Source organism: Pseudomonas sp. S32 (genome assembly GCF_016648095.1).
In the GTDB taxonomy this organism is placed as follows: domain Bacteria; phylum Pseudomonadota; class Gammaproteobacteria; order Pseudomonadales; family Pseudomonadaceae; genus Aquipseudomonas; species Aquipseudomonas parafulva.
The window spans coordinates 14,447-37,571 of sequence record NZ_JACVVF010000003.1 but is presented as its reverse complement, the minus strand read 5'-3'; the positions used below and the strand labels follow the sequence as shown (position 1 = coordinate 37,571).

Genomic DNA, 23,125 nt, shown 5'->3' with positions numbered 1-23,125 from the left:
ATATCGCGCTGCAGGCGGTGATTCCACTGAGTACCACGCACTCACCCGGACTTGCGTGGCGCTTTCTTGCCTCCCCCCTTGCGCGAAGTGCTGGCATTGTCGCTGGCTTTCTCGCGCATGATCACCGAGGCCAGGCGGTGCGGCAGAATACCAATGCGCCGGGCCTCCACCTTGAACGTCACGCGGGCGTTGTCCTCGCTGTCCTCCCATTCGTCCTTGACCGTACGCCCTTCAACCAGAACGCGCATGCCTTTCTGGTACAGCGTGGCCCAGTGTTCGGCGTCGCGGTTCCAGAGCTCGACGGGCGCCCAGTAGCCGCCGCGGTCCTCGTAGCCGCCTTCCCGTGGTACCGGGTTGTCGAAGTAGACATTCAGCCGAAGTAGGCGCCGCGGCTCATCCGGGTTGGTGTTGAACTCCTGATACTCCGGCACGCTGCCGATGTTGCCTTCACCAACAAACAAAGTACTCATGCGGGTTACTCCTCGGTGGGGGAACGGATTAGAGCGAGTTCGGCGGCCTCGAGCTTGCTGGCGCCGGTAATGGCCTGGCGATACAGCGATTGCAGGCTGCTCATCTGCAGGTTTAGCACCACGCGGTTGGTCTCCAGCTGATACAGCGCCTGCCGCAGCTCAGGATGCAGCTGCGGCTGAACCACCGCTTCCTGCCACACCTGCACGCCCATGCGCAGAAAATCCGGGCTGCGCCAGCGCAGGAAATCGGTGCCCGTCGCGCTGTGCTGGACGACCAGGCGCAGGTCCAGCAACGAGAAGGGTGGCTGGGCCATGATCGCCAGCATCACCCCCATCAACTCGGCGACCTGGGTGCGCAGGTGCAGGATCGTCTCGGCGAACTGCTGCAGCTCCCCCTTACCCTTAAAAGGCTTTAAAAGGCCTTTTAGGGAGGCACCTTGTGAGAACTCGCGATAGGCATCGGCTGACAAACGCCGGGCAATGGCTTCGGCTAGGGTCATGCCTCACCCCCGTCGTTCGCGGTGTCCGCTGTAGGCTGCTCCTCAGCTTCCGGCGGATTCGGGCCTTCGAGTTCAGAGCGCACGTTGCTGCGGGCGATCGGCGGGGCGAACTGGGAGCGGCGCGTCCCTTCGAGAATGTCCTGCGGCAGGGTGCCGAACTTGTCGATGGCTTCGCGTGCGCGGGCATTGTTGGCGGCCATGTCGTCCCGACTCACCCCGGCCAGACGGTAGCGCTGCGCCAGGCCGAACAGGCTGCGCAGCAGATGGGCGCCGCCATCGATCCAGGACTCCATGTCGCCCCGGCCGATCAGCGCCGTGTGGTGGGCAAGCAGCACCCGGCGGACCAGGGTGTCGTAGTCGGTGAGCAGGTAGATCGCGAGAAAGCCCAGCTGGCTGCCGATGAACAGCGGCAGGGTGACTGGGTGGATGTTGAGGTTGTCACCGACATCGACTTGCGTGGGCAGGGCCCGTTCCACGCGGCTCATTTGCTGCGCCAGTGTGGCCATGTCCAACCTGGCCTGCAGCAGCTTTTCCTCCAGCTGCAGCATGAACCAGTCGGCGTACGGATCGCCCTGGCTGCTGGCGTGCTTGAGCAGGTTGGTGACGCTGATGTAACCGGGCATGCCCAGAATCGGGTGTACCCCGTCGCGGCCGCTGCGCCCCTGCCACAGCCGTGCCGCATGGTGGGTGTGGAGGGTGAGGGTGATGCTGCTGCGCAGTGAGCCCAGGTTGAGTTGGTAGTGATCGACCATCGCCAATACCTCGCCGTCGGAATGACGCCGACGATGGGCCGATCCCTGGCCGGTGACGCGAATCATCGCGAAGGTGGCGCGGTCACATTTTCGGAACGGTGGACGTTGCTGGAATCAATGGCATCGGCATTATGTCCACCGAGTTCCAGCCCTATGTCGCTGCAGTGATCCCCCGGCAACGTTGCTTCAGTTCCTCCAGGCAGGAGAGGGCAAGTGGCGAGGCGGTACGCTGACCGCCCCGCTGCGGTCGTTCGCGGGGAGGAACCTCTGACGCAGGCTTGGCTGGGCGAGAAGGAACGGTTGAGGTTTTTTCGTGCTCGGCACGCGCGGCCCACAAGGTGAACTCGCCCTGGCAGGCTCGCTTGATCAAGCCCATCAGATAGGCGACGGGTTTTCGAATCTCACCGCGGGCGCAACGTACCGCCGCTTCATTGATCACCGCTTGTTGCTGTTCCGGCTCGAGCTGACGCATCGCCTGGGAGGCCATGCGCCGCTCATTCGGGTTCAGCGGTAAATCCTCAGGCCACCGTGCTCGACCAAACTCCACCTGCCCCAGTACCGTACTTTTTTTGCTTTGGTCTTTCTGTACTGTACGGCCAGCGTCGGTGTTCCGAACCACAGCCAAATCCGCTGTATTGCCGCAGCGTTCGGGATCTGTTGCACCAGCCGGAAAATCCCGAACGAGGTCGAGTGCGCCAGGTTCGGAATTCTGTCGGTCTGCTTCTGCGCCCATCAGCGGCAGCGTTTGCTGTTGGACCGGCGGCAGCGAGCCGAGCCTGTCCTTGTCGACTTGTGCGACTTGCGGGTCGGCCTGGATCTCGGCGATCACATGCTGCGCCACGTCCCGGACCCCTTTGGTGGCATGGGAGAGGTTCTGTTGCAGCAGCGCCGCGTAGCCGCTGTCCAGCTCCAGCTGCTCGGCTGCGGTTAACGGATCGCCGTGCAGCACGTAGACGCAACCACGCAGGCAGCCGTTAGCATCGCGTGAGCGCTCCACCAGACTGAGCCAGCGAGTGGTGCGTAGAACGTTGAGTGCGCGGGCGATAGTTTCGCGCGAGGCCTGGGCGCCGCAGGGACTGGTCGCCAGGTAAGGTTGCAGGTCCTGGTAGCGTGGCGTCTTGACCTTACGTTCGGTGATCAGCCAGCGCAGCACCTGCCAGGTGTTACGTTCCAGTGGCGTCAGCCGCCGGTCCAGCAACAAGGTCTGCGGCAGCGGATTGTTGTCGCCGTAGTAGATCGTTCGTACCGCGGGCTCCTCGGTGGATACAGCCAGTTTGCCATGCGCTGCGTACCACTCATTTCGGCGCCGAAGGGCGTCGTAGCACTGACGCACCACGTCCTGCCAGTCGACCTCGTAAAAGCTCAGCATGGTGTGCCTCCATACAGTTGAATCTGTTGCCAAACCAGGGTCAGGCTGATGTGTTGTTCCTCGGCCAGCATCATCATGGTGTCCAACGGATCGTTGTCCGGATCCTCCGTGCGCAACTGGCTCCAGCGATTCCACACCGCATGCTCCTGCGCTTCACTGAGTTGAACCGGCCGACCGCGGTGCGTCTCGATCTTCAGCACGCGGCGGCGCAACGCGGTCTCCGAATGGTCCAGGCCGAAGCAGCGGTACATGATGTTTGAGCTCGCGCCGAGCTTGAGCGCCCGGTTGATCAACCGCTCGTTCTGTTCGTCGCGCTCGGCCTGAACGATCAGGCGCCGCAACACGGTGATGTCGACCTTCACTTCGACCCAGGCGATCGACGAATGCGCCAGGTGAGACAAGGTGGTCGGCGGCAGCGACTGCAGCACCTCGATGTCTTCATCGGCCAGGCCCAGGGCCTTGCAGCGCTGTAACCTGCCATGGCGTAGCTCATGCAGCACCTGGTTCAACATGGCATGGTTCAACAGATTGAAAGTCGTACTCATGAGGTGACTCCTCACGTTATCGAGTGGACGACAGCGTCAGTTCGATCAACTGCCGGGCGTGGCGGATCAGCGTGAATAGCTGCTCCAACTGGGCATCCGGAAGGCGTTCAAGACCCACCGTCAGGGCTGGGCGGTCGGTGAAGGGCAGGTCGTAGACGCCGATCAGCAGCTGACCAAACAGTGCTGCCGGTAACTGCTGACGTTCCTTCCAGCCCACGTCGTCCTGCAGGCGCAGCAGGGAAGAAAGCAACAGCTCGATACCGGTGTGCCGCGGGCTACTATGTTCGTTATTCCTCTGTGAAAGCGTGAAACCCAGGTCGTCTGCGAGCGCGTTGACCATGTCGCCAGCGTCTGCGTACACGGCAAGATCGGCGGCCAAAGACGCGCAGCTTGCGCGCAAGGCGCTGATTTCGTCCATTGGTGCTGCGCCTGATGGCGCCGTGACGATCGGCGTCTGAACGTCCTCGATCTCTTCCAAGAGCTTTTCCGGTGATGGCTTGTCCCCCAACGCTTGGCGTATATCGGGAAGGCGTGCTGCTTGCTGCGCCGAGAGGTCTGCACCAACTTGGGTCGGTTCGGGATTGGATACCGCAGTCGGCGCTTCTGGCGGATGCACAGATGAAGACGAGGACTTTGCAAGCTCATTCGTTGAAATGGGCGGAAGGGTATGAGCGCTCTCGGCTACGGGCAGCGAGGGGCGTTGCTCCTGGTGCAGTTCCAGAGCCAACAGACGAGGTGTTTGTTCCAGGTTCACCGCCATTCGGGCAATCAATTCGTCCTGCAGCTCGCTCGAATCCAGCTCCGGCTTTTCACCGTCGTACGCTGACAGAACCTCGAACCACAACAGCGGGAATTGCTCGGGACCACCGAAGTACCGATTCCAAATCGACTCCGCTCGCCGTCGCAAACTGATGAGGCGCACGATGGCAGATTTGCCCAGCCCCGCGTACAGCACCTGTGGGATGGCAGGGAGCAGGTGTTCGAGCGTGTCGAACATGCGGCTGATGTGTGACTGCGAGATGGGATAGCCACCCTCACTCAAGCGCGCCGCGAGCTCGCGTTGGGTGAGGCGGGTGTCCGCGTACTGGAACATGTCTTGGAGCTTTGCCACGGCCAGAGCCCGCTCGATAAACGTCAACTGGCCGTGCAAGTCACTCTCGGCCAGGTGCCCGAGCAAGGCATGTGTTTCCGACTGCCAAGGGCGGAACAGGCAATGGATACGGAAGAACCGCTCTTCGCGCGTTTCATGCCACAGCTCACCGAGGATGCTCAGACGCGTGTTACCGCCGTTGCGGATGATGAAGTGCTGCTCATTGGGACGCCGGGTGATCGCAGGTGGCTGATCCAGGCCACGCTCGCGGATTGAGGCTTTGATGTCGTCATACAGCGGGTTGCGCACCACACGCGGGTTGAGCTCGTAGGGTCGCAGTTGCTCGAGAGTGACCACCATCGGTGTATCGCCAACGGGGGCCATGGCAAGGTCGCGGTCGTGTTTCTGCGGAAAGTGTGCCTGTTGCAGCTGACGCGTGATGTCTTCGGAAGTTGGTGCCTTCATCACTCATCCTCCGATCAGACGCGACGGAGCAGTTGGTGCCCAGCAGCAGTCGAAATGCCCGGCGCACGCGCGGCGAGCGCGCCGATCTGCTTAGCCCATTGCGGGAATAGCTCGATGGCCAAGCGGCGCATCACTTCTGCGGCGCAAGGGCTGCGGCTGCCGGGCGCTGGGACTGGCTCTACCCGGTGCACAGGCAGGCCGAGCGAAGCGGCATTCGGATAAGCCACACGATCGGGGATCACCGTGCTGCAGACGCTGACATGAGGGTCTTCCTGAAAAGAGGTTTGGAGGCTCTGCATGATCAAGCGCGTATCGCGGCGGTTGGCATTGACCTGGTTGAGCAGCAGCTTCACCGATGGCAAGTCCACGCCCAGGTAGCGATAGGGCTCCAGCTCTTCGAAAAGGCCCAGCGTGCCCCGGCGCAACTCACGCGCGGCGAGCATCTCCGGCGGGACCGGGCACAGCGCGCAAGCGGAAGCGAGGATAACCATCTCCACGACCACGCTACGCGCGCCTTGGGTATCGATGATCAGCACGTCGTAATGATCTTCGAAGGCAGGCAGTAGATTGCGCAGGCGTAGCCGACCATCGGCCGCGTGCAGCAGCAGGGTGCTGATATGTCCGGCGCGGTCGTTGGAGACGATCAGATCGAGGTGCTGAACGACGGTGGTGGAGATGATCTGCTCAGGCGTCGTGAGCCGCTGGGCAATGAGCTCGTAGCTGCCGGCATCACGGGACTCGCACAAAGCGAAGTAGCTGGACAGTGTCGGTTGACTGTCCAAATCCAACAGCAGCACGCGAAGGCCGGCATCGGCGAGCACGCCGCCGAGGTTGGCGGCGACGGTGGTCTTGCCCGCGCCGCCCTTGGTCGAGATCAGCGAGAGGACGTCCATGAGTCAGTCCCCCGTGGACAGTCGGTCCTGAACCCACTGTTCGATTTCCAGAGAATCCCAACCGACAGCGCGGGTGCCGATGCGCCGGCATTGCGGAAACTGGCCAGCCTTCATCAGGTTGTAGATGTGCGAGCGTTTGAAGCCGGTTTTCTGCTCCACTTCATCGCGGCGCATGATGTGGCGGTCGGCTGCTAGAGGGGTAGGGCTGGTCGGTTGCATGATGTCACTCCTTAGCGCCGGGTGGCGCGTGGTGGGAAGTGACAGTCAGTGAAGGTCGGAAGAGGGTGAAAAACATTGTCAGGCAATGCTGAGCATTGCCTGACAATGCGGCGTCAGCCCCGTGTCCCTTGGGCTATAAGCCGGCGGGCCTCGGCAAATCGCCGATCAATGGTACTTTTACTCAAGCCCTCCATCCCAGGAAAGCGCAGCAGAATGGCTTGTACCAACGCTGCCTGGCTGGAATAGATCGACTGCTGCCTGCCGTTCTGGTTTTTCCCAAGCGTGGTCTCCAGCATTGCGCCAATCAGCCTGTTTTGGATGGCTTCGGAGGTCTCGGAAGGGATGCCCAGTGAGTCGAGTCGCGCTTTCAGCTTGTCGTTGAGCGTGGAGAGCGCTGCCATTTCGTCAGTGGCGGCGGCGTAGGTTTGCTGCAACTGCTCAAGCGTACTCAGGGCAAAGTCCAGATGGGCCTGCTTGGCCAAATGCGCATCCAGGCTGACGCATTCCGAGTGATCAGCGTTTTGGGCAAAGAGAAAGGCAGGCCTTTGATCGGGCAAACTACGTAAGAACCAGACCAAGAGATCAGTGCGCCGTATGGAGTAGTACACCCGATGTACGTGGCTGTCGGACGTAATCGGCTGCCCCAGGTAGGTCGCTGGCAATTCACCGCTGAGGATGGCGTCGTAGATGCACTCGACATGATCGTGCAGAGTAGGCCACTGCGGGAAATGCTTTCTCAAACTGCCTGGTTGCGACAAGTCGACCTGCAGGATTTCGTCTTCGTGCTCTGAGAGATCACACCACAAGATCGCGGCGTCGATGGGATGGTAGGAGCTTCTTATCGTGATCATGGCACACAGCCTCCAGCTGCGTTCATCCAGGAATCGCTGGCGGGGGCTGCTAACGTGGCCCCGTTCAAGCGAGCCGGGTTCCGAAAGACCTTTTTCGGATCCAAAACCGATGACCGCAAGTTCGAATTTTCGTTCCGTAGACCAAAAGGTAGTGCGACAGGTTTTGACGGTGCTCGTTAAATCCGGGCGCGGATAACTATCCTGAGTTGGAAGTCTTTAACATATTGAAACGATAGCAGGCAGGCTAGGATTCCGTTTGGGCATTCTTATCGTATGGCAATCTGCCAGACGCTGACGAACACAGACGAGTTTCATGCAGGATGCGACAAGCCTGCGCCGAAGTTGATCACCCTTGTGTTTGGGTATTGTTGTACAGGCTCGGTGTAATCGCCTGTTTCCCGTCGGGAACAGGCAAGCCATGGCCATTTGGATTGCTACGAGGTGGCGACCGACCGCTAGCTGACCAGTCGTTTGTGGTAAGGACTGAAGCCGGCCAGACGCAACTCTAGCAACCGTTTTACCCTCCCTTCATATGCGGGGGCGATTTAGAATCGCTTAGGTAGCAAATTTTGTCGCCAATAGCAATGAAGCAGCAACCGGATTGATCACGGTAATTGTTGTCCAGAGAACTTTAACTGAACAGCTTGTCGATGAAGAAGACGATACTAACTACCGAGCTTTGGCACGTTGGATGTAGAAGAGCGCAATCGGTCATTCGCAACCCGCTGCCTCGACACATAGCGAAAATTTTTCCATGCTGCTCGACAGCCTAGCCCCAGCAAGGCAGTCTCCCGAAATCTATGGTGCGGGGCTGGAAACTGATGACATTCTCGTTGGAGCAGCTTCCCGATGCTGAGGCGTAAGCCAGCCCCAGTGGCGTTCCTCTTATAATCCTTCCTGTAAGAGGGCCTCCCGATCAGCTTGCTGATCTCATGGAGGCTTTATTTAGGTCAGCTTTGGAGGTAAATCACGTGTGTATGGGTGTATTCGTACAAACCATGTTTACCGTCAGCGCCCCCTATGCCTGATTTACGCGTTCCAGCGTGGAAGCCTTGCATAGCTTCAAAGTGTTCACGATTAACATATGTCTCACCGAAGTCCAGCTCACGTACTGCATGCATAGCGTTACTCAAGCTTCGGGTGAAGATCGATGAGGTAAGACCGTATTCGCTATCATTAGATAATTTAATTGCTTCGTCCAGATCGTCTACGACCTGGATCGGAAGCACTGGCCCAAAGATTTCCTCCCGCATGATCGCCATATCCGCGGTGCACCCAGCAATGACCGTGGGTTGGAAATGGAAACCTTGTGGTTGATCTGCCAAATTTCCGCCAGTAATAATATACGCGCCTTGGCTACGTGCCATATTGACCTTTTCAGCGACTTTATTTAGACCCATCTGATTGATTAGAGGCCCCATTTCGACGCTTTCGTCAGCCAAGGGGTCGCCATAGCGAGTTGATGCCATTGCTTGAGATATGCGCTCAATAAATTGGTCAGCGACTGAGCGCTGTACGTAGACACGCTCTGCGCAGTTACATACTTGACCTGTATTGATGATGCGCGAGTCGCGGATCGCTTTTACCGCGAGGTCGAGATCAGCGTCGCCCATAACGATGGCCGGTGCTTTTCCACCAAGCTCAAGATTTAGCTTTGTAAGATTGGGAGCCGCCGCCGCCATGATTCGGGCGCCCGTATCGACACTGCCCGTGAAACTCACCATGTCGATCCCTTTATGGCTGCTGAGCTGCCCGCCGACAGTTCCCGCACCACTTACAACATTGAATACACCAGGCGGTAGATCCACTTCAGCAACCAGCTTTGCAAATTCAAAGCAATTGTTTGGGGTTTCCTCGCTTGGCTTGATTACTATGGTATTCCCAGTGATCAATGCGGGCGCCATCTTTCGAGCGATCAGGAAAAATGGAAAGTTCCAAGGGAGAATGCCTGCAACTACTCCTAGCGGCTTGCGGAAGAGGAAAATGTTTTCGTCAGGGCGGTCGCTAGTGATTATTTCTCCTTCGATTTGGCGTGCCCATTCGGCCATATAATCCAGATAATCAGCGGTAAAGTTGACCTCCACTTCTGCTAGGGGCGAAATCTTTCCTTGCTCGGCAGTAATGGTTCGAGCGAGACTGGTGACATTCGAACGCAATTTGGCCGCGATTTTGCGAAGATACTGAGCGCGCTCGTTAGCTGGCTTGCGTGCCCACTCTCGCTGAGCCCCACGCGCGGAAGCGACCGCCGCGTCAACGTCTTCATTAGTTGAAGAAGGGACAAGTGAGAGTTGTTCTCCTGTTGCAGGATTCCAAACAGGGATATGTTCAGAGCTATACCTGAAACTGCCGCCAATGTAATTGTGATAAATCGGTAAGGTCATGAGGATACCCGATGTTTAATAGGTGCGAGAAGATTCAGAGGCCTTCGTATTTGTCGAGCGATAGCGCGCCAGATTGGTAGCTGCCGCTTGGCGGAATAGACTGATATCAATCCCTACCGCAATAAACGTGCATCCCCATTCAGCGTAGCGTCGCGCGTCCTCCTCATGCGGAGCCAAGATCCCCACAGCTTTACCCGCTGAAATAGTAGCGTCGATAGCCCTTCGAATTTGCGTCTGAACTTCAGGATGCGAGGGGTTGCCCGGGTAGCCTAAGCCTATCGACAGGTCAGCTGGGCCTACAAACACAGCATCCACACCCTCCACAGCGGCAATTTCTTCTACATTCTCAACTCCCAGGCGGGATTCGACTTGTACGATAAGGCAGAGCGATTGATGGGCTGTGCTGAGATAATCCGGAACGCTGTCCCACCGAGTCGCCCGTGCCAGCCCTCCACCCACACCTCTGATCCCATAAGGCGGGTAACGCATTGCTCGTACAATGGACCGGGCCTGTTCGGCAGTTTCGACCATAGGAACCATCAACGTCTGTACGCCAATATCGAGCAGTTGTTTGATAAGCGAAGGATCTCCGTTTACCGAGCGCACAACGGGCGCTGTACGATATGGCGCCACCGCCTGGAGTTGGTTAAGGATGGTTGGTACTGTGTTGGGAGCATGTTCACCGTCGATAAGCATCCAATCGTAGTCGCTGCTAGCCGCGATCTCGGCTGCATAACCCGAGGCGAAGCCCGCCCACAGACCATAACGCGTCAGCTTGGATGCGATCGCTGCCTTGAAGCTATTGAAAGGCATTTCCATCTTAACTCCCAGATTTATTGCAAGTTAACAAATAGACCACCGTCGACTAGTAGAGCCGCACCTGTCACATATCTGGCCATGTCTGAAGCAAGGAAGACAACCGGTCCCGCAATATCCTCTGGCTGACCAAGCCTTGCCAATGGAGTCCGCTGCACCATATATTGCTTCTTCGCCGGATTGGAGAAGTCATCTTTATTTATGTCTGTTGCGATTGAACCTGGCATTACGGAATTACAGCGAATGCCGTAAGGGCCCAGTGCAATTGCGCAAGATTGCATAAGTGAATGGATGCCCGCTTTCGTTGGCGTGTAGTGCGTTTGCATAGCTCCACCGACCAATGCGCTAATAGAGCTGATGGCAATGATGGAACCACCGGAGCCTTGACGTTTCATCTGATTAGCCGCCGCCTGGACGGCGAAATACGGGCCGGTAAGATTGGTATTAATGGTTTTAAGGTATACCTCTTGTGGCATGTCAAGGAATGAATGAAATGGACATATCCCTGCGTTATTCACAAACACATCAACACTACCGAACACCTCAACGGCTGCGGCTACGAGCTTTTCCCCTGTTTCCGGGGCTGCCGCATCGGCTCCAACGTGTATAGCTTGTCCACCGAAAGTCTGGATTTCTTTGATAAGAGATTCGGCGTCCCCGACCCCTTGAGCATCCCCAATATGGGTGATGACCACTCGGCCTCCTTGCCGGGCGCATTCCAGCGCGGTCGCACGACCGATTCCTCGAGTGGCGCCAGTCACGATGACAGTTTTGTTCTCAAGAAGCATAACGTTCTCCTAAATCAGCCTAAGTAGTTGCCATAACCTACAAGAGCGATAGATGAAAGAACAACCATGATTCCAACCAGTAGAGTGCTCTTGGTGGAGCTGCTTGTTCCCTTCCACTCTCGGAAATAAATACCCCATAGGTTGGATACAATGATTATGAACGACATGTGTAGAACCCAGGAGCTTGCGTCGTTGTGCATGCGACTCGCGCCCATGCCATAAAAGAAAAATTGGAGGAACCATAACGTTCCTGCCGCTGCGACCAGCAGGTAGTTACGTATGAGAGGCGTTGACCTGTCGCTATAGTTACCAAAACTTTTGTTGCGGTAGTTCAACCAGAGACACCAGATACCATTCGTGGTTAATCCACCCCACATGATGACCATAAACGTAACGTTATTTTGGAAAAGAATGTTCGCCCCATTAGAGACAGCCGCTTCGGCGAGTGGCTCGCCAGCGGCTATTCCGTAGCTGAAGCAGGCGCTAAGTACCCCAGAGACGAGCGCTACCAGCGCGCCCTTTGTCAACGAGAATTCTTTAACGCTTTCGAATTTTGTTGAGTCTGGTAATTCACGCTCTTTGACGAGCCCCGCACGCCCACAGAGCGCGATGCCGAGCAGTGAAACAAGCACACCGACCAAGAGCCAATGACCACCGGCAGTCGCGACCATTTCTGTAAAGGTCCCGGCCCTGGCGTCTGTAAATAGGTCGCGATAGATAGGAGGCATAAGCGTGCCCAGCGCGGAGGTCAGGCCCATAATGACTGACATGCCAAGCGACAGACCCAAATATCGCATTGTTAAACCGAAGGTGAGGCCGCCAATTCCCCACAGTACGCCGAAGGCGTAGGTCCAGAACAAAGTTATGTTGTCTGCATTACGGATAATGTCTACGAAGTTTGGTACTGTGAGCTGAGCGGCGATCAAGGGAACGATAAGCCACGATACCAAGCCGCCCGCAATCCAGTAGCTTTCCCAAGACCACCCAGCGACCTTTTTATAAGGAATATAAAAGCTGCCGGAGGCGAAGCCGCCAATCAAGTGGAGTACGACCCCCAATACTATAATTTCCACGATGTTTAACCTTTATTATTCTTGGGACGGCCATCTCGCCCCCCTATTGCTCCGCAGGGCGAGACGGTACGTATCGATGCCTGTAAAGCAAGGCTGCGGTTGTGCAGGCTCTACAACAACTACGGCTGTGGCAGACAGCCTTGTTTCAGCGGCTGTAAGGCCGATGCAGGGCACACTCGGGGTTCAGCTCGACGCCAAATCCAGGCTTATTCAACACAGATGCGCGCATACGCCCATTGATTGGGACCGGCTCTCCAAGAAGCTGAGGCGAAAACATCGGAATAACTTTGTCTGCTTTCGGTGCCATGTTGAGGAATTCGGCAAATGGGCTGTTTGTGCGGCTAATCACGAAGTGGTAGCTATAAACGGAGGAACCGTGCGGTACGACTAGAGCATTATGAGCGTCTGCTAAGGCAGAGATCTTTATCAACTCAGTCAGACCACCACACCATCCGACATCTGGTTGAATAATGTCGCAGCAGCCCATTTCGAGCAGCATACGAAAGCCCCAGCGAGTAGCTTCGTGTTCCCCTGTGGTAACCATCATTCCAGCGGGTGCATTTTTGCGCAGGGCAGCGTAGCCCCAGTAATCATCAGGTGGCAGAGCTTCTTCAATCCATTTGAGACCGTACTCTGCCGCACCGTGTGCTAGCCGTGTAGCGTAGTTGAGATCCAAGCTCATCCAGCAATCAAACATTAGCCAGAAGTCATCGCCAACTTTCTCACGCATATTAGCGAGATGTTCCAGATTCTTGCGAAGGCCTTCCTCGCCTTCAGCAGGACCGTGCTGCAATGGCATCTTACCGCCGATGAATCCCATTTCTTTAGCCAGGTCTGGTCTTGCGCCGGTGCAGTAGAACTGCAACTCATCGCGAACAGCGCCACCCAGAAGTTGATGTACAGGCTCCTGACGGATCTTTCCCAGCAGATCCCAAAGCGCCAAGTCGACGCCAGAAATCGTGTTGATTACGACGCCTTTACGACCGTAATAAAGGGTGGAGCTGTACATTTGATCCCAGATTTTTTCGATGTCTGTGACCTTCGCACCCTCAAGGAATCGAGCGAGATGTTTCTCCACTATATAGGCGCCGATTTCACCACCGGTAGTGACTGCGAAGCCAACGTTTCCATCACTTGCTTCGATTTCTACTACCAAGGTACCAAGGACGTTGATGCCAAAGCTTTGGCGACTTTGGCGGTACTCTGGGTAGCGACTCATTGGTGTTGCGATGTGGTCGTCAATCCAGTGACCGGCAGCTTGGTCGTGATAGTCGGCGCCGCCGCCTGTCAGGGTAAATGCGCGTACGTGCTTAATTGTTGGAATAGTCATTGAGCAGTCCAGTGGTTGAGGAGCTTGTCAGCGCGGGTAACGTGTGAACCCAAACGTTTCGAGAAATCAGGCCATCAATGCGTCCAGTTTCACCTAGCGAGTTAGGCAAGTGACGACCAGATTCCCATCAACGCCGGGTCTCGCTATCTATCGGGAGCGTTTACTCAATAGATGCCCCTTTAAGGTGCGCCCTAGCTGGTTTGAGTCTACGGCTACGGATTGATGCGGACTAATTCGAAAAAACTTACTACCGATGCACAGAAGGTATCGATTCGCGTCTAAATTGGGGCTCTAGCCGGGTTCCTCTGGATTAACGAGCGCGGTATGCTTGGCTTGCATTCAACAAAAAGAATTTTTCTTGATGCGCTATTGAGTAGCGAGCCATGCACCGGCGGATGAGACACATGGTTGTGTCGAAGTCGGCAACTGTGTCGCTATTCGGCCAGTCGCTTCCGAAAAAGCACCGGTCCTCGCCGAATGCTTCCCAGAGAAAATCAATTCGCTCAGCGTAAGCGCTGAGATCTGTCACCAAGACTCCAGCACTCAGCTGTGGGATTTCCGCTAATTTGGCCAAAACATTGGAGCGCATACCCAGTTCGCTTACTCGCTGCGCGAATGCCCGATCCTCACCGGGCGCAATTTTTGCGTTTGGCAGGTGATCGATGACGATTCGAAGCTCTGGTATTGCATCACTGAGGAGTAGTAGGGCGTTCAACAAACGCAGGTCAGGGTTAGCGGTTTCAAGCACACGCCCACTCGTGGCGAAAGTTTTCATTCGATCAACAAACCCTGGCCTATGCTGGTCAACAAGTAGGTCGCGGCCCCAGAGATTCCCGTACCTAAGCCCGAGAAACAAGGGCTCCTGGGCCAAGAAGTCGAACTCCCTATTAAAGCTCGGCTGAGTAAAATCCAGGTTACCCACGAATCCAAGGAATCGCGGGTCTTGCTTAATCGTGCGCAAAAGCCAGTGATTATCTTCAACCCATGGACTGGCTTCGACCGCTATCGCCTTGGTTATGCCATGCGGTTCTGCAATTTTCCAATAGCCTGTAGGCAAGCAAGGTCGGTAGATATCGTCCCCCACGTACGGCCAAGGGACGCCTTCCTGGCGGTTTGGGTCGAACAAATGGATATGGCAGTCAGCAATCGGTCCGGTGTAGCCGTTTTCAATTCGGAAGGCCAATGCTCTTCTCCTTTTCGTTTAAGCTCTCGATAGCAAGTCAGATCGATAAAAACTAATACCAAAATTTCAGGATGCGATAATCTATGGGTATCAGTAAGCAGTTGGATCTCCCTATGAATGTTTCTCAGCCTGCTCGGAGTCTTTTCAATCGGCTGCGCTACAAGCATCTGTTGATGTTGGTAACGTTAGGCAACAGCCTTAATCTGCATCGTGCGGCAGAAACCCTAAACATGTCTCAACCAGCGACATCTCGCATGCTGCAAGAGATTGAGGACGCATTCGGTTGCTCGTTGTTTGAGCGGCAAGCTCGCGGAATGCGTCCAACCGTTTTAGGTGAAGAGTTGCTTCGGTTTGCTCGGGCAGCCCTTAATGGCCTGGAGCGATGCGCAGAAGAACTAGCAGATCGGCAAGCCGGCGGGTACGGATACCTCGCAGTTGGTGCGATTATGGGCGCTGTTCCAGATCTGGTGGTCCAATCCATAGCCGAAATCAAGTCCAACCATCCTCTTTTGCGACTTCGCATCATGGGTGACACCAGTGACCAACTCAGCGAGCTACTCGACCAGCGCCGTATTGATGTCGCTGTTGCACGTTTAACTAATAGCGATGATCGAAATCGTTTTGCATTTGAGCCACTAGGTGATGAGCATCTCGTTGTAGTAGTACGGGCTGGCCATCCTCTGAACAACGCAAGCCGACCGAGCTTGATTGAAATGGTTGAGGCCTGGCCGTGGATTCTTCAGCCTGATACTAGTCCGGCTAGGGTTGCTTTAGAGCAAGCTTTCTCTCGTTTAGAGGTACCTTCTCCATGCGATGTGATCGAATGCTCCTCGGTGTTTGCCATGTTGCAATTGGTACAGATCACGGACGGAATCCTAGTTTTAACCGATACTGTAGTACGCGATTATGTTCAAACTGGCTTGCTTAGAATTTTGGATGTAGAAGTAGAAGAGAAACTATCGCCGTTTGGTTTGATCCTTCGTAAAGACGAGCAACCGAGCCGTGAGCTAGCGATGTTTTTAAAGATCCTCCGCAAATGGGCCGTTAAATAATCTCTACTTCCCCACTGAGCTAGCCATAGCTAAAAAAAACCCTCGGCAAACCCGCACCGGTTACCGAGGGTGTAAGGAAAATGACCGCACGAGTGCGGGTTAGCCTTCATTGCACAGTAGAGCTTCGGTCTAGTGACCGGTACCTAGGAGAGAGAGATGAACATCACCAACGACGCACCTGGGCAGACATGGATCGTTAGCTAACAAATACTAGTTTTTTGCGTAAATTTGTCGAATGATATCTTTAGTGGTCTCGATATAGCCGGCCACATCGTCATCAGTCATTGGCAGTGTAAGGCCCACTTGGCCCCTGTGCACTGGATAGTAACCACGAGTCGCCATTTCCAGCGCATATATACCCATGCTGTTTTCATCAATTTTGTGCCAGTAGTCTCGATGGGTAGTGATCGTCTGCCCGACTTCTTTCGTGAAGGCATAGGCAAAGACGGAGAACGACCCGAATACCACGAACGGGAACTTATTATCAGAGGCCCAAGAGTTTAGCTCGGTTCTGATAGTACTGGCCATGTCATTGAGGCGTTTGTAGGCCGCAGCATCCATGGCTTTGAGGCACGCAATACCGGCAGCGCATGCCATAGGATGGCCATGGTGTGTACCTGAGATCATCACTTGATTATCTTCAAGGACCCTGAAAACTTTGCGGCTTCCGCCAACCGCGCCAATTGGCAATCCGCCGCCAATCATCTTACCCAATACTGTGAGGTCAGGCTTGATTCCATACTCGCTTTGCAAACCGTTGTAGGCCGCGCGGAAAGTGATCGTTTCGTCAACGATTAACAGAATGCCGAGTTCTTCTGTCAGAGCGCGTAGACGCTTGACGAAGGTCTTGTCCAGCTCAACGATCCCGCCGGCGCAAGATTGCAATTCCATGATCACGCATGCGATATCCTCAGCTTGACCTCGCAGAATTTTCTCGCAAGCATCGAAGTTATTCTGAATCAGGATCACCACATTGTCGGTTTTGAACGACGGAATGCCGTCTGAGTCAGGCAATGCTTTCGGGTTAAAATCTGGACCGGGGAAATTATCGGGATTTGGGTGAGCGGAAACGGCTAAATCGTCGGTAAACCCGTGGTAGCCTCCCTCGAATTTTGCGATTTTCTTACGACCGGTGAAACCGCGGGCGATTCGAACCGCGCTTAGGCAGGCTTCGCTAGCAGAGCAGGTAAATTTGACTTGTTCAACAGAATCTATGCGCTCGCAGAGCAATCTAGCCAAGTCTAATTCGTGGTCTGTTGGATTTCCGAATGAGAAACCATTTGGAAGCAGCTTTTGAATAGCTTCAATTACCGCGGGGTGATTGTGCCCCAAAACGTTCGTTGAGAAGTTATTATTCAGGTCAAGCAGCTTTCGGCCATCAATCGTGTGGATATATTGGGCATCACCTTTTTCGACGAAGATCGCATGCGGACCGTAACCAAAAGTGCGACGGCTAAATCCGCCTGGGATATAGTCTTTGCCTTTGGTTGTTTCTTTCTTCGAAAGGTGAAAAGCGTCGGAAAAGTTTTTAAGAGATTGTTCGTAGTCGAGCTTCATAGCAATACCCAATTCTGATGCACTTTACACGGAATGGCATAGTGCAATTATTTTTCCACTTGAGATTTCTGTGGCAGATAGCTTTAATGCTGCGGCCATTTCGAAGTGGTCGATCTCGATGATTACAAGCCCCACCAGCTGTGATCATGAACCTGAGATTTGATTATATTTCGGTGTCTATCTTGGGCAATCCCGCTTTTCGTATCGTCCAATCACGTACAGAGATTGAGGGGCTTGTAGTGCTTGGTCACCGCCGTCAAACCTGGACGGTGGCCGTGTGAGCTGTGAGGGAGGGCGGTCTCTACAAAACTCGTTGCTGTCTGAACGACATGCTGTGGCCGGAGTGCGATCAGGAGCGAAAGGGCTGGTGTTTTGAGAGGAGCGACTAGGGTTAAAGCTATGCTTTTCTCAGAGCATCCAGCATGGATTTCTCAAAGCGTCGTGCAGGAGCGGAAGACGGGTCCACGACGTCGAAGCCATGGTACGCCCCTTCGATGGTAACAAATTCGGTGGGAACACCCGATTTGACGAGCCTTTCAGCAAAAAGCTTATCCTCTAGAAAAAACAGATCAATTGATCGGACGCCGATCCAAATAGGCGGTAGGTTTTCTAGGGAGACCGCACGCGCCGGGACCGCATGAGATGGACCGGTATCGGTTCCAGGCTCTTGACCTAAAAAAGCTTTCCATCCGGCACGATTGAACTGGGGGGGCATAGCAATGCTCCCACACCTGGCGGCGGTTGTAATAGTACAGTACGATCATCGAGCATAGGATAAATGAGTACTTGGTATGCAATGCTGATTTCACCTCGTTCTGTAGCTAATAGTGCGAGCAGTGCTGCATGCCCGCCTCCCGGGCTTTCTCCAACTAACGCTATACGCTCTGGATCTATACCCAATGCCGAGGCATTATTACGGACCCACGCTAGTGCCGCATAATTATCTTCAATTGAGTCTGCATATGTGAACTCTGGACCTAGTTTGTACTCTACGCTGACAATCGTACAGTCCAGCTCCACCGCCCATCGCTGAAGGCCATTTACCCTATCTAACGCACTTCCGGCAATATGGCCCCCTCCATGCATAAAAATATTCCCAAGCGGTTACGATTCGGTCGCTCGTTAATGACATATGCTCTGACTGGTAATCTGTCGGATTGGGGTTGAATAGATATCGATCGGATGTTCCATGCATCGACCTGGGGCGATGGTCTGGGAATTGAAGATGATAGGGCGTTCACGAATTCCTCAAATTTCTCAGGGTTTGGCAGGCTATTTGTGAATTTATCGATCTCCTTTGTACTTTCTCTGAGGTGGGGGTGAACATGTGAAAACTTGCGATCAAGCTTAGCCGCCTCGCTACGATAGTTCCATAAGGCTATTGGCGCCATACTTGCGACAGCTATTATTTCTCTACGAGTTCTAGCCATATTACCAAACATCACTGAATGTACGAGGGGTCCCGAAAGACCCCTCGTATGGTCTAATTAGAATTGTTTACTTGCTTGGAATACAACGCCAGCTGAGCATGTGTCACGGTGTCCCCAACTGGTTTCACATTCCGTCTTGGACAGATCCGTGTCTACGTAACTCACCGACCAGTCGACGCCCAGCATGGTTTTAGAAAGCTTCAGCTCCCAGTCGTAGTACCCCTGGCGGCTATTTCCATGGCTGTCGTAGAAATCATAGTTAAAATCATTATACTCTAGCTTTGTATACCACTTAACTTCGAATGGGAGGGGTACTGTATAGCCAAGAAAGCGAGAAAATTGATTGGGTATATGGTTGTCTATCTCATAGTCGTAAAACATCCCTGCCTTAAAGTTTTTATAATTTATCTCGGCGTAGATTTCAGTTGCGTCCGCAGATGATTCTTTCGGATATTCATACCGCGCGATATTAGCCATGAAGCTAAGGTCATCATTAAAGCTGTGCATGTAGCCAAGTTGATAACCGGTCTCAAGTCTGGTTTTTGTGCCGAAGTCGACATTAGAGCCCCATAGCCCCAAGAATACCCCGCTTGTATGAGTAAGCTGCGCGAAGCCTTGGATGGCCGGGTTTTTTTGTGAGATAGATGCCCCGTAACTACGGTAGTCAGATGCGGCGTTCACCCAGAGAGATAGATCTAAATCATGCCCGATATCGGCAGCATAAGTAGGAAGCGGGGCACACAGGGTCGCAACGCACAAAGCGGGGATGAATTTCATGATGATTCTCGAAGCGCGTTAGAGTGATTTTTGTAAAGCGCAGACAGTCAGGAATCGTAGTTGGCGTACGATTCTAAAAAGAATATTATTTTTATTGCCCTTGGTGCTGGATTTTGACCAGCACCAAGAGTTCAGCAGTTACCTCTGGATCTTTAGGATTTTAATTGGGCCTATCAAGCCCGCCGGACGGAGTGGAGCATCTGGAAGGTACGTTGGGATTGTGGTTTTTGCTATGCGATCCTCTTTGCCAGGCTGCGCATCGCCTATTAGACGATTGACCCAAAGGTTAGCCACGCGGATTTCCAACTCATTATTGCCTTCACGGAGCATTGAGCCGAGCTTGATCTGATAAGGCGGGTGCCAGGCCGTGCCAACGACCGTTCCATTTACCACAACTTCTGCGATATCACCAACAGCGCCTAAGTCGAGGACTGTGTCCGTAGCTTGTTGGGTCGACGATACATTGAAGTTAGTTTTATATGTCGCAACCCCGGAGAAATACTTGATTGAATTATCGGGGTGGGCAGTTAGCGAGGTGAGGCGGTCCAATTTCACCGACTTCGGAGCGCCGTGCCCTGGTTCGAAACTAACTTCCCAAGGACCGCTGACCTCCTGCGAGACTCTAGTGTGGGGGGTAGTGATAGTTAGTTCCTTCGCTTGGGTATTCTTGCGAAGTACTAGGAAGTAACTTTCGTTCGCCTTCATATTAAGAGCGATAGTCGTGGTAAGGCCATTGCTGCTAAAACCGACAGGCTCGATGCTCGCGTCTTCTGCTCTCCAAATCTCAGGAGCTTTGCCAGTGACTCGAACATTGACTGTGGCGGAAATTTCATGAGGCTCGCGATTGCTCACGAAATATATATCTCCGTCTTCCAGTTTGCGATGTGTATAAAGAATATCGCCGCTGCCTCCGTTTACACGATATTCGAAGTCTGGATGGATCTTCAATTGTCGCAGTGCAGCCTCGACGTCGGTTTCGGCAATGACGCGGCCCTTACCTAACGAAGTTACATCTTTTGTCGACCACAGGCGATTAACTAGAGCAGCATACGTTTCTGGATCGTCAGCGAGGCTCGGGCTTCCGGTGGGAGCTTTGCCGACCACTATCCCCCCTTGCTCAACCAGTTGGGCTAGCCGTTGGAGCACAGGCAGTGTCATCTGATCGCTGCCCCGCCCGAGGTAAAGAACTCGGTATTGCGCGCCACTCGGAGCAACGTATTTGCCGTCCTGGACCTTCAAGGCATCGGTGAGGGCGGTTGCGTTGACGAAGTCGTAGCCATACCGTTTTGGCGCATCTTGGAAATAGCCGTCTGCCGCTTGCGTGACGATGGATGACTCTTCTCCATAGAAGTACGCCACATCAGCCTGATATCGGCCTTGCTGGAGCAGCAGCGAGCTACGTGTGAGATATTCGACCCATGGTTTGGCCATGGATGCCCAACTCTCGTGGCGGTTAAATGTCTGGCCAAAAATGGACAGCGAGATGCCCGGCTTCATGTCATCGCGTGGCACATGTGCAGAAGCATGAATTACTGGCCGGTTGAGGCCTTGTGCAAATGCAAAGTCTGCTGTTCTACGCAAATCCGCGGGCGCGAAAGCCCAAGGCGCGAGCATGGAGGTGAAGCTTTCCGCTGCTACCAGGTTTTGACCATAGATGTGAGCAACCGAGGCCGCGCCACGGATATCAGCTTGTGCGCTTGTCGTAGGTTCTTCCCCGGTGGGGGCCGCCCAGATTGCAGCCATAGGAATGGTTGCGTAGCGACGCATATCCATGTCATCACCCAAGACGGGCCGACTAAATTCCAGCGATTCACCGTACACTGTTAACCCATTTTCGTGAGCTACATCTGCGATCGTTTTGTAATGTTCAGTTGCTATCAGATCTGAGAGCGTACGCCGATAATCATAAAGGAACGCGTCTGTCTTGATGCGAGACTCGATAATGGCACCTGTCAAAGTCGGTAGCCACGGAGTCGGATCGTATCCGCGGAGAGATTTGAATTTCGTAACTAGCTCCGGGGTCCAGTTCGCCGTTCCAGATTCAATGCTATCGGTAGTCAAAGCTCTCAAGCCGCTCCGAAATAGGTCATTCGACTGAACAGCGTTTTTATAAATACTCAGATAATGTTCTAAGTACCGGCGCACTGCATTTCCGTCATACTTGTCGACTTCCAAGCCAGTCGATTCGCTAGTCGCAGGGTGGTTCATTTTGCCGGTAAGGGAATAGCCCATCCGGATAATTTTCCACTGGCCTGACGGTGCATTCCAGCTGAGCGAACCGTCGGATGACATTTTACTTGTGAGGTCGATCACCTCCCCTAGGGGGGTAGCCGGCGCCATGGGGTCAATCTCATCATCCAAGGCGAAGTAGTTATGCACAGTAGCAAAACCGGCTTTTTGCTCGAAGTGGTTGACCTTTGCATCTCCAGAAAGACTGATAATTTCTAGCTTCGGCACGGACTCCGAGATGCCAAGGTATTTCAGCTGGTTGTCAATATCGACGCCTGGAAGCAATGTATTCGAAGCCCGAAACGCAGAGGAGTGCGGGAGTTTGGCGGTGACCAGTACTCGGAAATATCTCGCCTGCTGTTCTGCGAAACTCATCGTCACGGGTAGCTCACTGAGTTTCGTCTCACTTACGTGGCGCCAGGTTTCACCGTCGTTGCTGGCTTGGATTTCTACCTTCCAAACAGGACCGTCTTCGTTGATGACGTCAGCTATGTAAATAGTGGCGGAACGTACCGACTGGATCTCGCCATAATCTAGATCAATTTGAACTGGTTTCTGGCTCGCATCTCCTAGGGGAACGACATTCGCTAGGCGCCCGTTTTCCAATGCTGCTGCTTCAGTACTCTGCCCGTCTACAACCATGGTTGGGGTGGGTAAGCTTGGAGCGGCTTTCACCTTCAAGGCGTAAACTGCGATGTCTTGAAAGTACTCATCTATCTTGGGTGGGGCGACCCCACTGATCGCTGCCAACCCAAGCTGCACTGGGAAATCCTTGTACGGGCCGTTTACTGAAGGGGGCTTGGGTAACACCGTCTTCAGATGCTGACCACCATGAACGACTGCTTCTGACCATACGATTTTCTTATTGCTATCGGCAGGCTTCACCCAGGGGCCACCTGTTTCACTCCAGCCGGCAGAGGTAGCTATCGCTAGCTCAAGGTTGAGGCTTGCTGCTTTGGAAGCAGTCTTGCGAAAAATTTCTTGCCATTCAGGGGACATGTAGCGCACGGGCTTGTCCACGAGCTGAGGTGAGGGAACTTGAACATCGAAGCTTGTCGCTCCACCAAGTCCTACTTGTTTCATCCATAGCAGATCTTTTTCCACACCGTTGGCGGTGATGTTTCCATTGATCCAGTGCCACCACGCCCTAGGTTTCGAGGCGTCTGGAGGTGAGCTGAACTGCTCTTGGAGAATGTCTTTCGCATAAGCTGGATTGGTAGCTGTCATAATTGCGGCAGCAAGGACGAGCATCTTCGGTACGAGACGCATTTTTTTCATAATGAATGCCTAATTCGATTGCCAGCCGAGAATTAATAAAGTGGATTCAGTAACTGGCAGGGGGCAAAAAATACTTG

General features: G+C 54.2%; 21 protein-coding genes. 1 reads left to right on the top strand and 20 read right to left on the bottom strand.

The annotated features are described in order from the left end of the window. Positions 1-41: 41 nt before the first annotated feature. The 15 genes from IAE38_RS02170 to IAE38_RS02100 form a co-directional block, all read right to left on the bottom strand. A complete protein-coding gene (locus IAE38_RS02170) occupies positions 42-470 on the bottom strand; it encodes a single-stranded DNA-binding protein (protein ID WP_201215572.1) in 429 nt (142 codons plus the stop codon). 5 nt (positions 471-475) lie between these two features. After that, complete coding sequence (locus IAE38_RS02165; RefSeq protein ID WP_201215571.1) at positions 476-970, bottom strand: DUF3158 family protein; 495 nt, start codon at positions 968-970, stop codon at positions 476-478. Beyond that, positions 967-1,722: a PFL_4669 family integrating conjugative element protein gene (locus IAE38_RS02160; protein WP_201215570.1), complete on the bottom strand. Its 756-nt coding sequence runs from the start codon at positions 1,720-1,722 to the stop codon at positions 967-969. The genes IAE38_RS02165 and IAE38_RS02160 overlap by 4 nt, the downstream gene beginning before the upstream one ends. A 151-nt stretch (positions 1,723-1,873) precedes the next feature. Further along, positions 1,874-3,091, bottom strand: coding sequence for an STY4528 family pathogenicity island replication protein (locus IAE38_RS02155; RefSeq protein WP_201215569.1), 1,218 nt, complete (start codon positions 3,089-3,091; stop codon positions 1,874-1,876). Next, positions 3,085-3,636 (bottom strand): DUF2857 domain-containing protein, encoded by a 552-nt coding sequence (locus IAE38_RS02150; RefSeq protein ID WP_201215568.1) that lies wholly within the window; start codon positions 3,634-3,636, stop codon positions 3,085-3,087. Before IAE38_RS02150 ends, IAE38_RS02155 begins: the two co-directional genes overlap by 7 nt. A gap of 16 nt (positions 3,637-3,652) precedes the next feature. Beyond that, entirely contained in the window at positions 3,653-5,191 is a 1,539-nt protein-coding gene (locus tag IAE38_RS02145; protein ID WP_201215567.1) for a ParB family protein, read from the bottom strand. A gap of 14 nt (positions 5,192-5,205) precedes the next feature. Then, positions 5,206-6,084, bottom strand: coding sequence for a ParA family protein (locus IAE38_RS02140; RefSeq protein WP_201215566.1), 879 nt, complete (start codon positions 6,082-6,084; stop codon positions 5,206-5,208). A 3-nt stretch (positions 6,085-6,087) separates the two neighbouring features. Then, positions 6,088-6,303 (bottom strand): AlpA family transcriptional regulator, encoded by a 216-nt coding sequence (locus IAE38_RS02135; protein ID WP_201215564.1) that lies wholly within the window; start codon positions 6,301-6,303, stop codon positions 6,088-6,090. A 113-nt stretch (positions 6,304-6,416) separates the two neighbouring features. Further along, entirely contained in the window at positions 6,417-7,154 is a 738-nt protein-coding gene (locus tag IAE38_RS02130; protein ID WP_201215562.1) for a hypothetical protein, read from the bottom strand. A gap of 950 nt (positions 7,155-8,104) precedes the next feature. Next, positions 8,105-9,535: an aldehyde dehydrogenase gene (gene aldA / locus IAE38_RS02125; RefSeq protein WP_201215561.1), complete on the bottom strand. Its 1,431-nt coding sequence runs from the start codon at positions 9,533-9,535 to the stop codon at positions 8,105-8,107. A gap of 15 nt (positions 9,536-9,550) precedes the next feature. Next, positions 9,551-10,354: an aldolase/citrate lyase family protein gene (locus IAE38_RS02120; protein ID WP_201215559.1), complete on the bottom strand. Its 804-nt coding sequence runs from the start codon at positions 10,352-10,354 to the stop codon at positions 9,551-9,553. A 14-nt stretch (positions 10,355-10,368) separates the two neighbouring features. After that, positions 10,369-11,139 (bottom strand): SDR family NAD(P)-dependent oxidoreductase, encoded by a 771-nt coding sequence (locus tag IAE38_RS02115; protein ID WP_201215558.1) that lies wholly within the window; start codon positions 11,137-11,139, stop codon positions 10,369-10,371. A 14-nt stretch (positions 11,140-11,153) separates the two neighbouring features. After that, the gene (rhaT, locus tag IAE38_RS02110) at positions 11,154-12,212 is read right to left on the bottom strand and encodes an L-rhamnose/proton symporter RhaT (protein ID WP_201215556.1); all 1,059 of its coding nucleotides are present in this window, start codon (positions 12,210-12,212) and stop codon (positions 11,154-11,156) included. 145 nt (positions 12,213-12,357) lie between these two features. After that, positions 12,358-13,542, bottom strand: a complete 1,185-nt coding sequence (rhmD, locus tag IAE38_RS02105; protein ID WP_201215555.1) for an L-rhamnonate dehydratase — start codon at positions 13,540-13,542, stop codon at positions 12,358-12,360. Positions 13,543-13,852: 310 nt separating this feature from the next. Further along, complete coding sequence (locus IAE38_RS02100; protein WP_236403368.1) at positions 13,853-14,725, bottom strand: amidohydrolase family protein; 873 nt, start codon at positions 14,723-14,725, stop codon at positions 13,853-13,855. 113 nt (positions 14,726-14,838) lie between these two features. Here IAE38_RS02100 and IAE38_RS02095 point away from each other — a divergent pair, with 113 nt between their 5' ends. Continuing rightward, the gene (locus tag IAE38_RS02095) at positions 14,839-15,777 is read left to right on the top strand and encodes a LysR family transcriptional regulator (RefSeq protein WP_201215773.1); all 939 of its coding nucleotides are present in this window, start codon (positions 14,839-14,841) and stop codon (positions 15,775-15,777) included. A 210-nt stretch (positions 15,778-15,987) separates the two neighbouring features. Here the strand turns inward: IAE38_RS02095 and IAE38_RS02090 are convergent, their stop codons facing one another. The 5 genes from IAE38_RS02090 to IAE38_RS02070 all read right to left on the bottom strand — a co-directional run bounded on the left by IAE38_RS02090 (position 15,988) and on the right by IAE38_RS02070 (position 23,048). Continuing rightward, positions 15,988-17,334 (bottom strand): aspartate aminotransferase family protein, encoded by a 1,347-nt coding sequence (locus tag IAE38_RS02090; protein WP_201215554.1) that lies wholly within the window; start codon positions 17,332-17,334, stop codon positions 15,988-15,990. A gap of 397 nt (positions 17,335-17,731) precedes the next feature. Beyond that, positions 17,732-18,049, bottom strand: a complete 318-nt coding sequence (locus IAE38_RS24055; RefSeq protein WP_201215553.1) for an alpha/beta hydrolase — start codon at positions 18,047-18,049, stop codon at positions 17,732-17,734. Further along, positions 18,007-18,420, bottom strand: coding sequence for an alpha/beta hydrolase fold domain-containing protein (locus IAE38_RS24215; protein WP_201215552.1), 414 nt, complete (start codon positions 18,418-18,420; stop codon positions 18,007-18,009). The genes IAE38_RS24055 and IAE38_RS24215 overlap by 43 nt, the downstream gene beginning before the upstream one ends. Positions 18,421-18,821: 401 nt before the next feature. After that, entirely contained in the window at positions 18,822-19,541 is a 720-nt protein-coding gene (locus IAE38_RS02075; RefSeq protein ID WP_201215551.1) for a TorF family putative porin, read from the bottom strand. A 138-nt stretch (positions 19,542-19,679) separates the two neighbouring features. Beyond that, on the bottom strand, positions 19,680-23,048 hold the full coding sequence (locus IAE38_RS02070; protein ID WP_201215550.1) for a glycosyl hydrolase: 3,369 nt from the start codon (positions 23,046-23,048) through the stop codon (positions 19,680-19,682). Positions 23,049-23,125 lie beyond the last annotated feature (77 nt).

Coding starts and splice junctions, on each gene's coding strand:
- IAE38_RS02170 (WP_201215572.1), bottom strand. CDS start 470: ATGAGTACTTTGTTTGTTGGTGAAGGCAACATCGGCAGCGTGCCGGAG.
- IAE38_RS02165 (WP_201215571.1), bottom strand. CDS start 970: ATGACCCTAGCCGAAGCCATTGCCCGGCGTTTGTCAGCCGATGCCTAT.
- IAE38_RS02135 (WP_201215564.1), bottom strand. CDS start 6,303: ATGCAACCGACCAGCCCTACCCCTCTAGCAGCCGACCGCCACATCATG.
- IAE38_RS02150 (WP_201215568.1), bottom strand. CDS start 3,636: ATGAGTACGACTTTCAATCTGTTGAACCATGCCATGTTGAACCAGGTG.
- IAE38_RS02075 (WP_201215551.1), bottom strand. CDS start 19,541: ATGAAATTCATCCCCGCTTTGTGCGTTGCGACCCTGTGTGCCCCGCTT.
- IAE38_RS02140 (WP_201215566.1), bottom strand. CDS start 6,084: ATGGACGTCCTCTCGCTGATCTCGACCAAGGGCGGCGCGGGCAAGACC.
- aldA (WP_201215561.1), bottom strand. CDS start 9,535: ATGACCTTACCGATTTATCACAATTACATTGGCGGCAGTTTCAGGTAT.
- IAE38_RS02115 (WP_201215558.1), bottom strand. CDS start 11,139: ATGCTTCTTGAGAACAAAACTGTCATCGTGACTGGCGCCACTCGAGGA.
- IAE38_RS02145 (WP_201215567.1), bottom strand. CDS start 5,191: ATGAAGGCACCAACTTCCGAAGACATCACGCGTCAGCTGCAACAGGCA.
- IAE38_RS02090 (WP_201215554.1), bottom strand. CDS start 17,334: ATGAAGCTCGACTACGAACAATCTCTTAAAAACTTTTCCGACGCTTTT.
- IAE38_RS02070 (WP_201215550.1), bottom strand. CDS start 23,048: ATGAAAAAAATGCGTCTCGTACCGAAGATGCTCGTCCTTGCTGCCGCA.
- IAE38_RS02160 (WP_201215570.1), bottom strand. CDS start 1,722: ATGGTCGATCACTACCAACTCAACCTGGGCTCACTGCGCAGCAGCATC.
- IAE38_RS24215 (WP_201215552.1), bottom strand. CDS start 18,420: ATGCATGGAGGGGGCCATATTGCCGGAAGTGCGTTAGATAGGGTAAAT.
- IAE38_RS02155 (WP_201215569.1), bottom strand. CDS start 3,091: ATGCTGAGCTTTTACGAGGTCGACTGGCAGGACGTGGTGCGTCAGTGC.
- rhmD (WP_201215555.1), bottom strand. CDS start 13,542: ATGACTATTCCAACAATTAAGCACGTACGCGCATTTACCCTGACAGGC.
- IAE38_RS02095 (WP_201215773.1), top strand. CDS start 14,839: ATGAATGTTTCTCAGCCTGCTCGGAGTCTTTTCAATCGGCTGCGCTAC.
- IAE38_RS02120 (WP_201215559.1), bottom strand. CDS start 10,354: ATGGAAATGCCTTTCAATAGCTTCAAGGCAGCGATCGCATCCAAGCTG.
- IAE38_RS24055 (WP_201215553.1), bottom strand. CDS start 18,049: ATGCCCCCCCAGTTCAATCGTGCCGGATGGAAAGCTTTTTTAGGTCAA.
- IAE38_RS02130 (WP_201215562.1), bottom strand. CDS start 7,154: ATGATCACGATAAGAAGCTCCTACCATCCCATCGACGCCGCGATCTTG.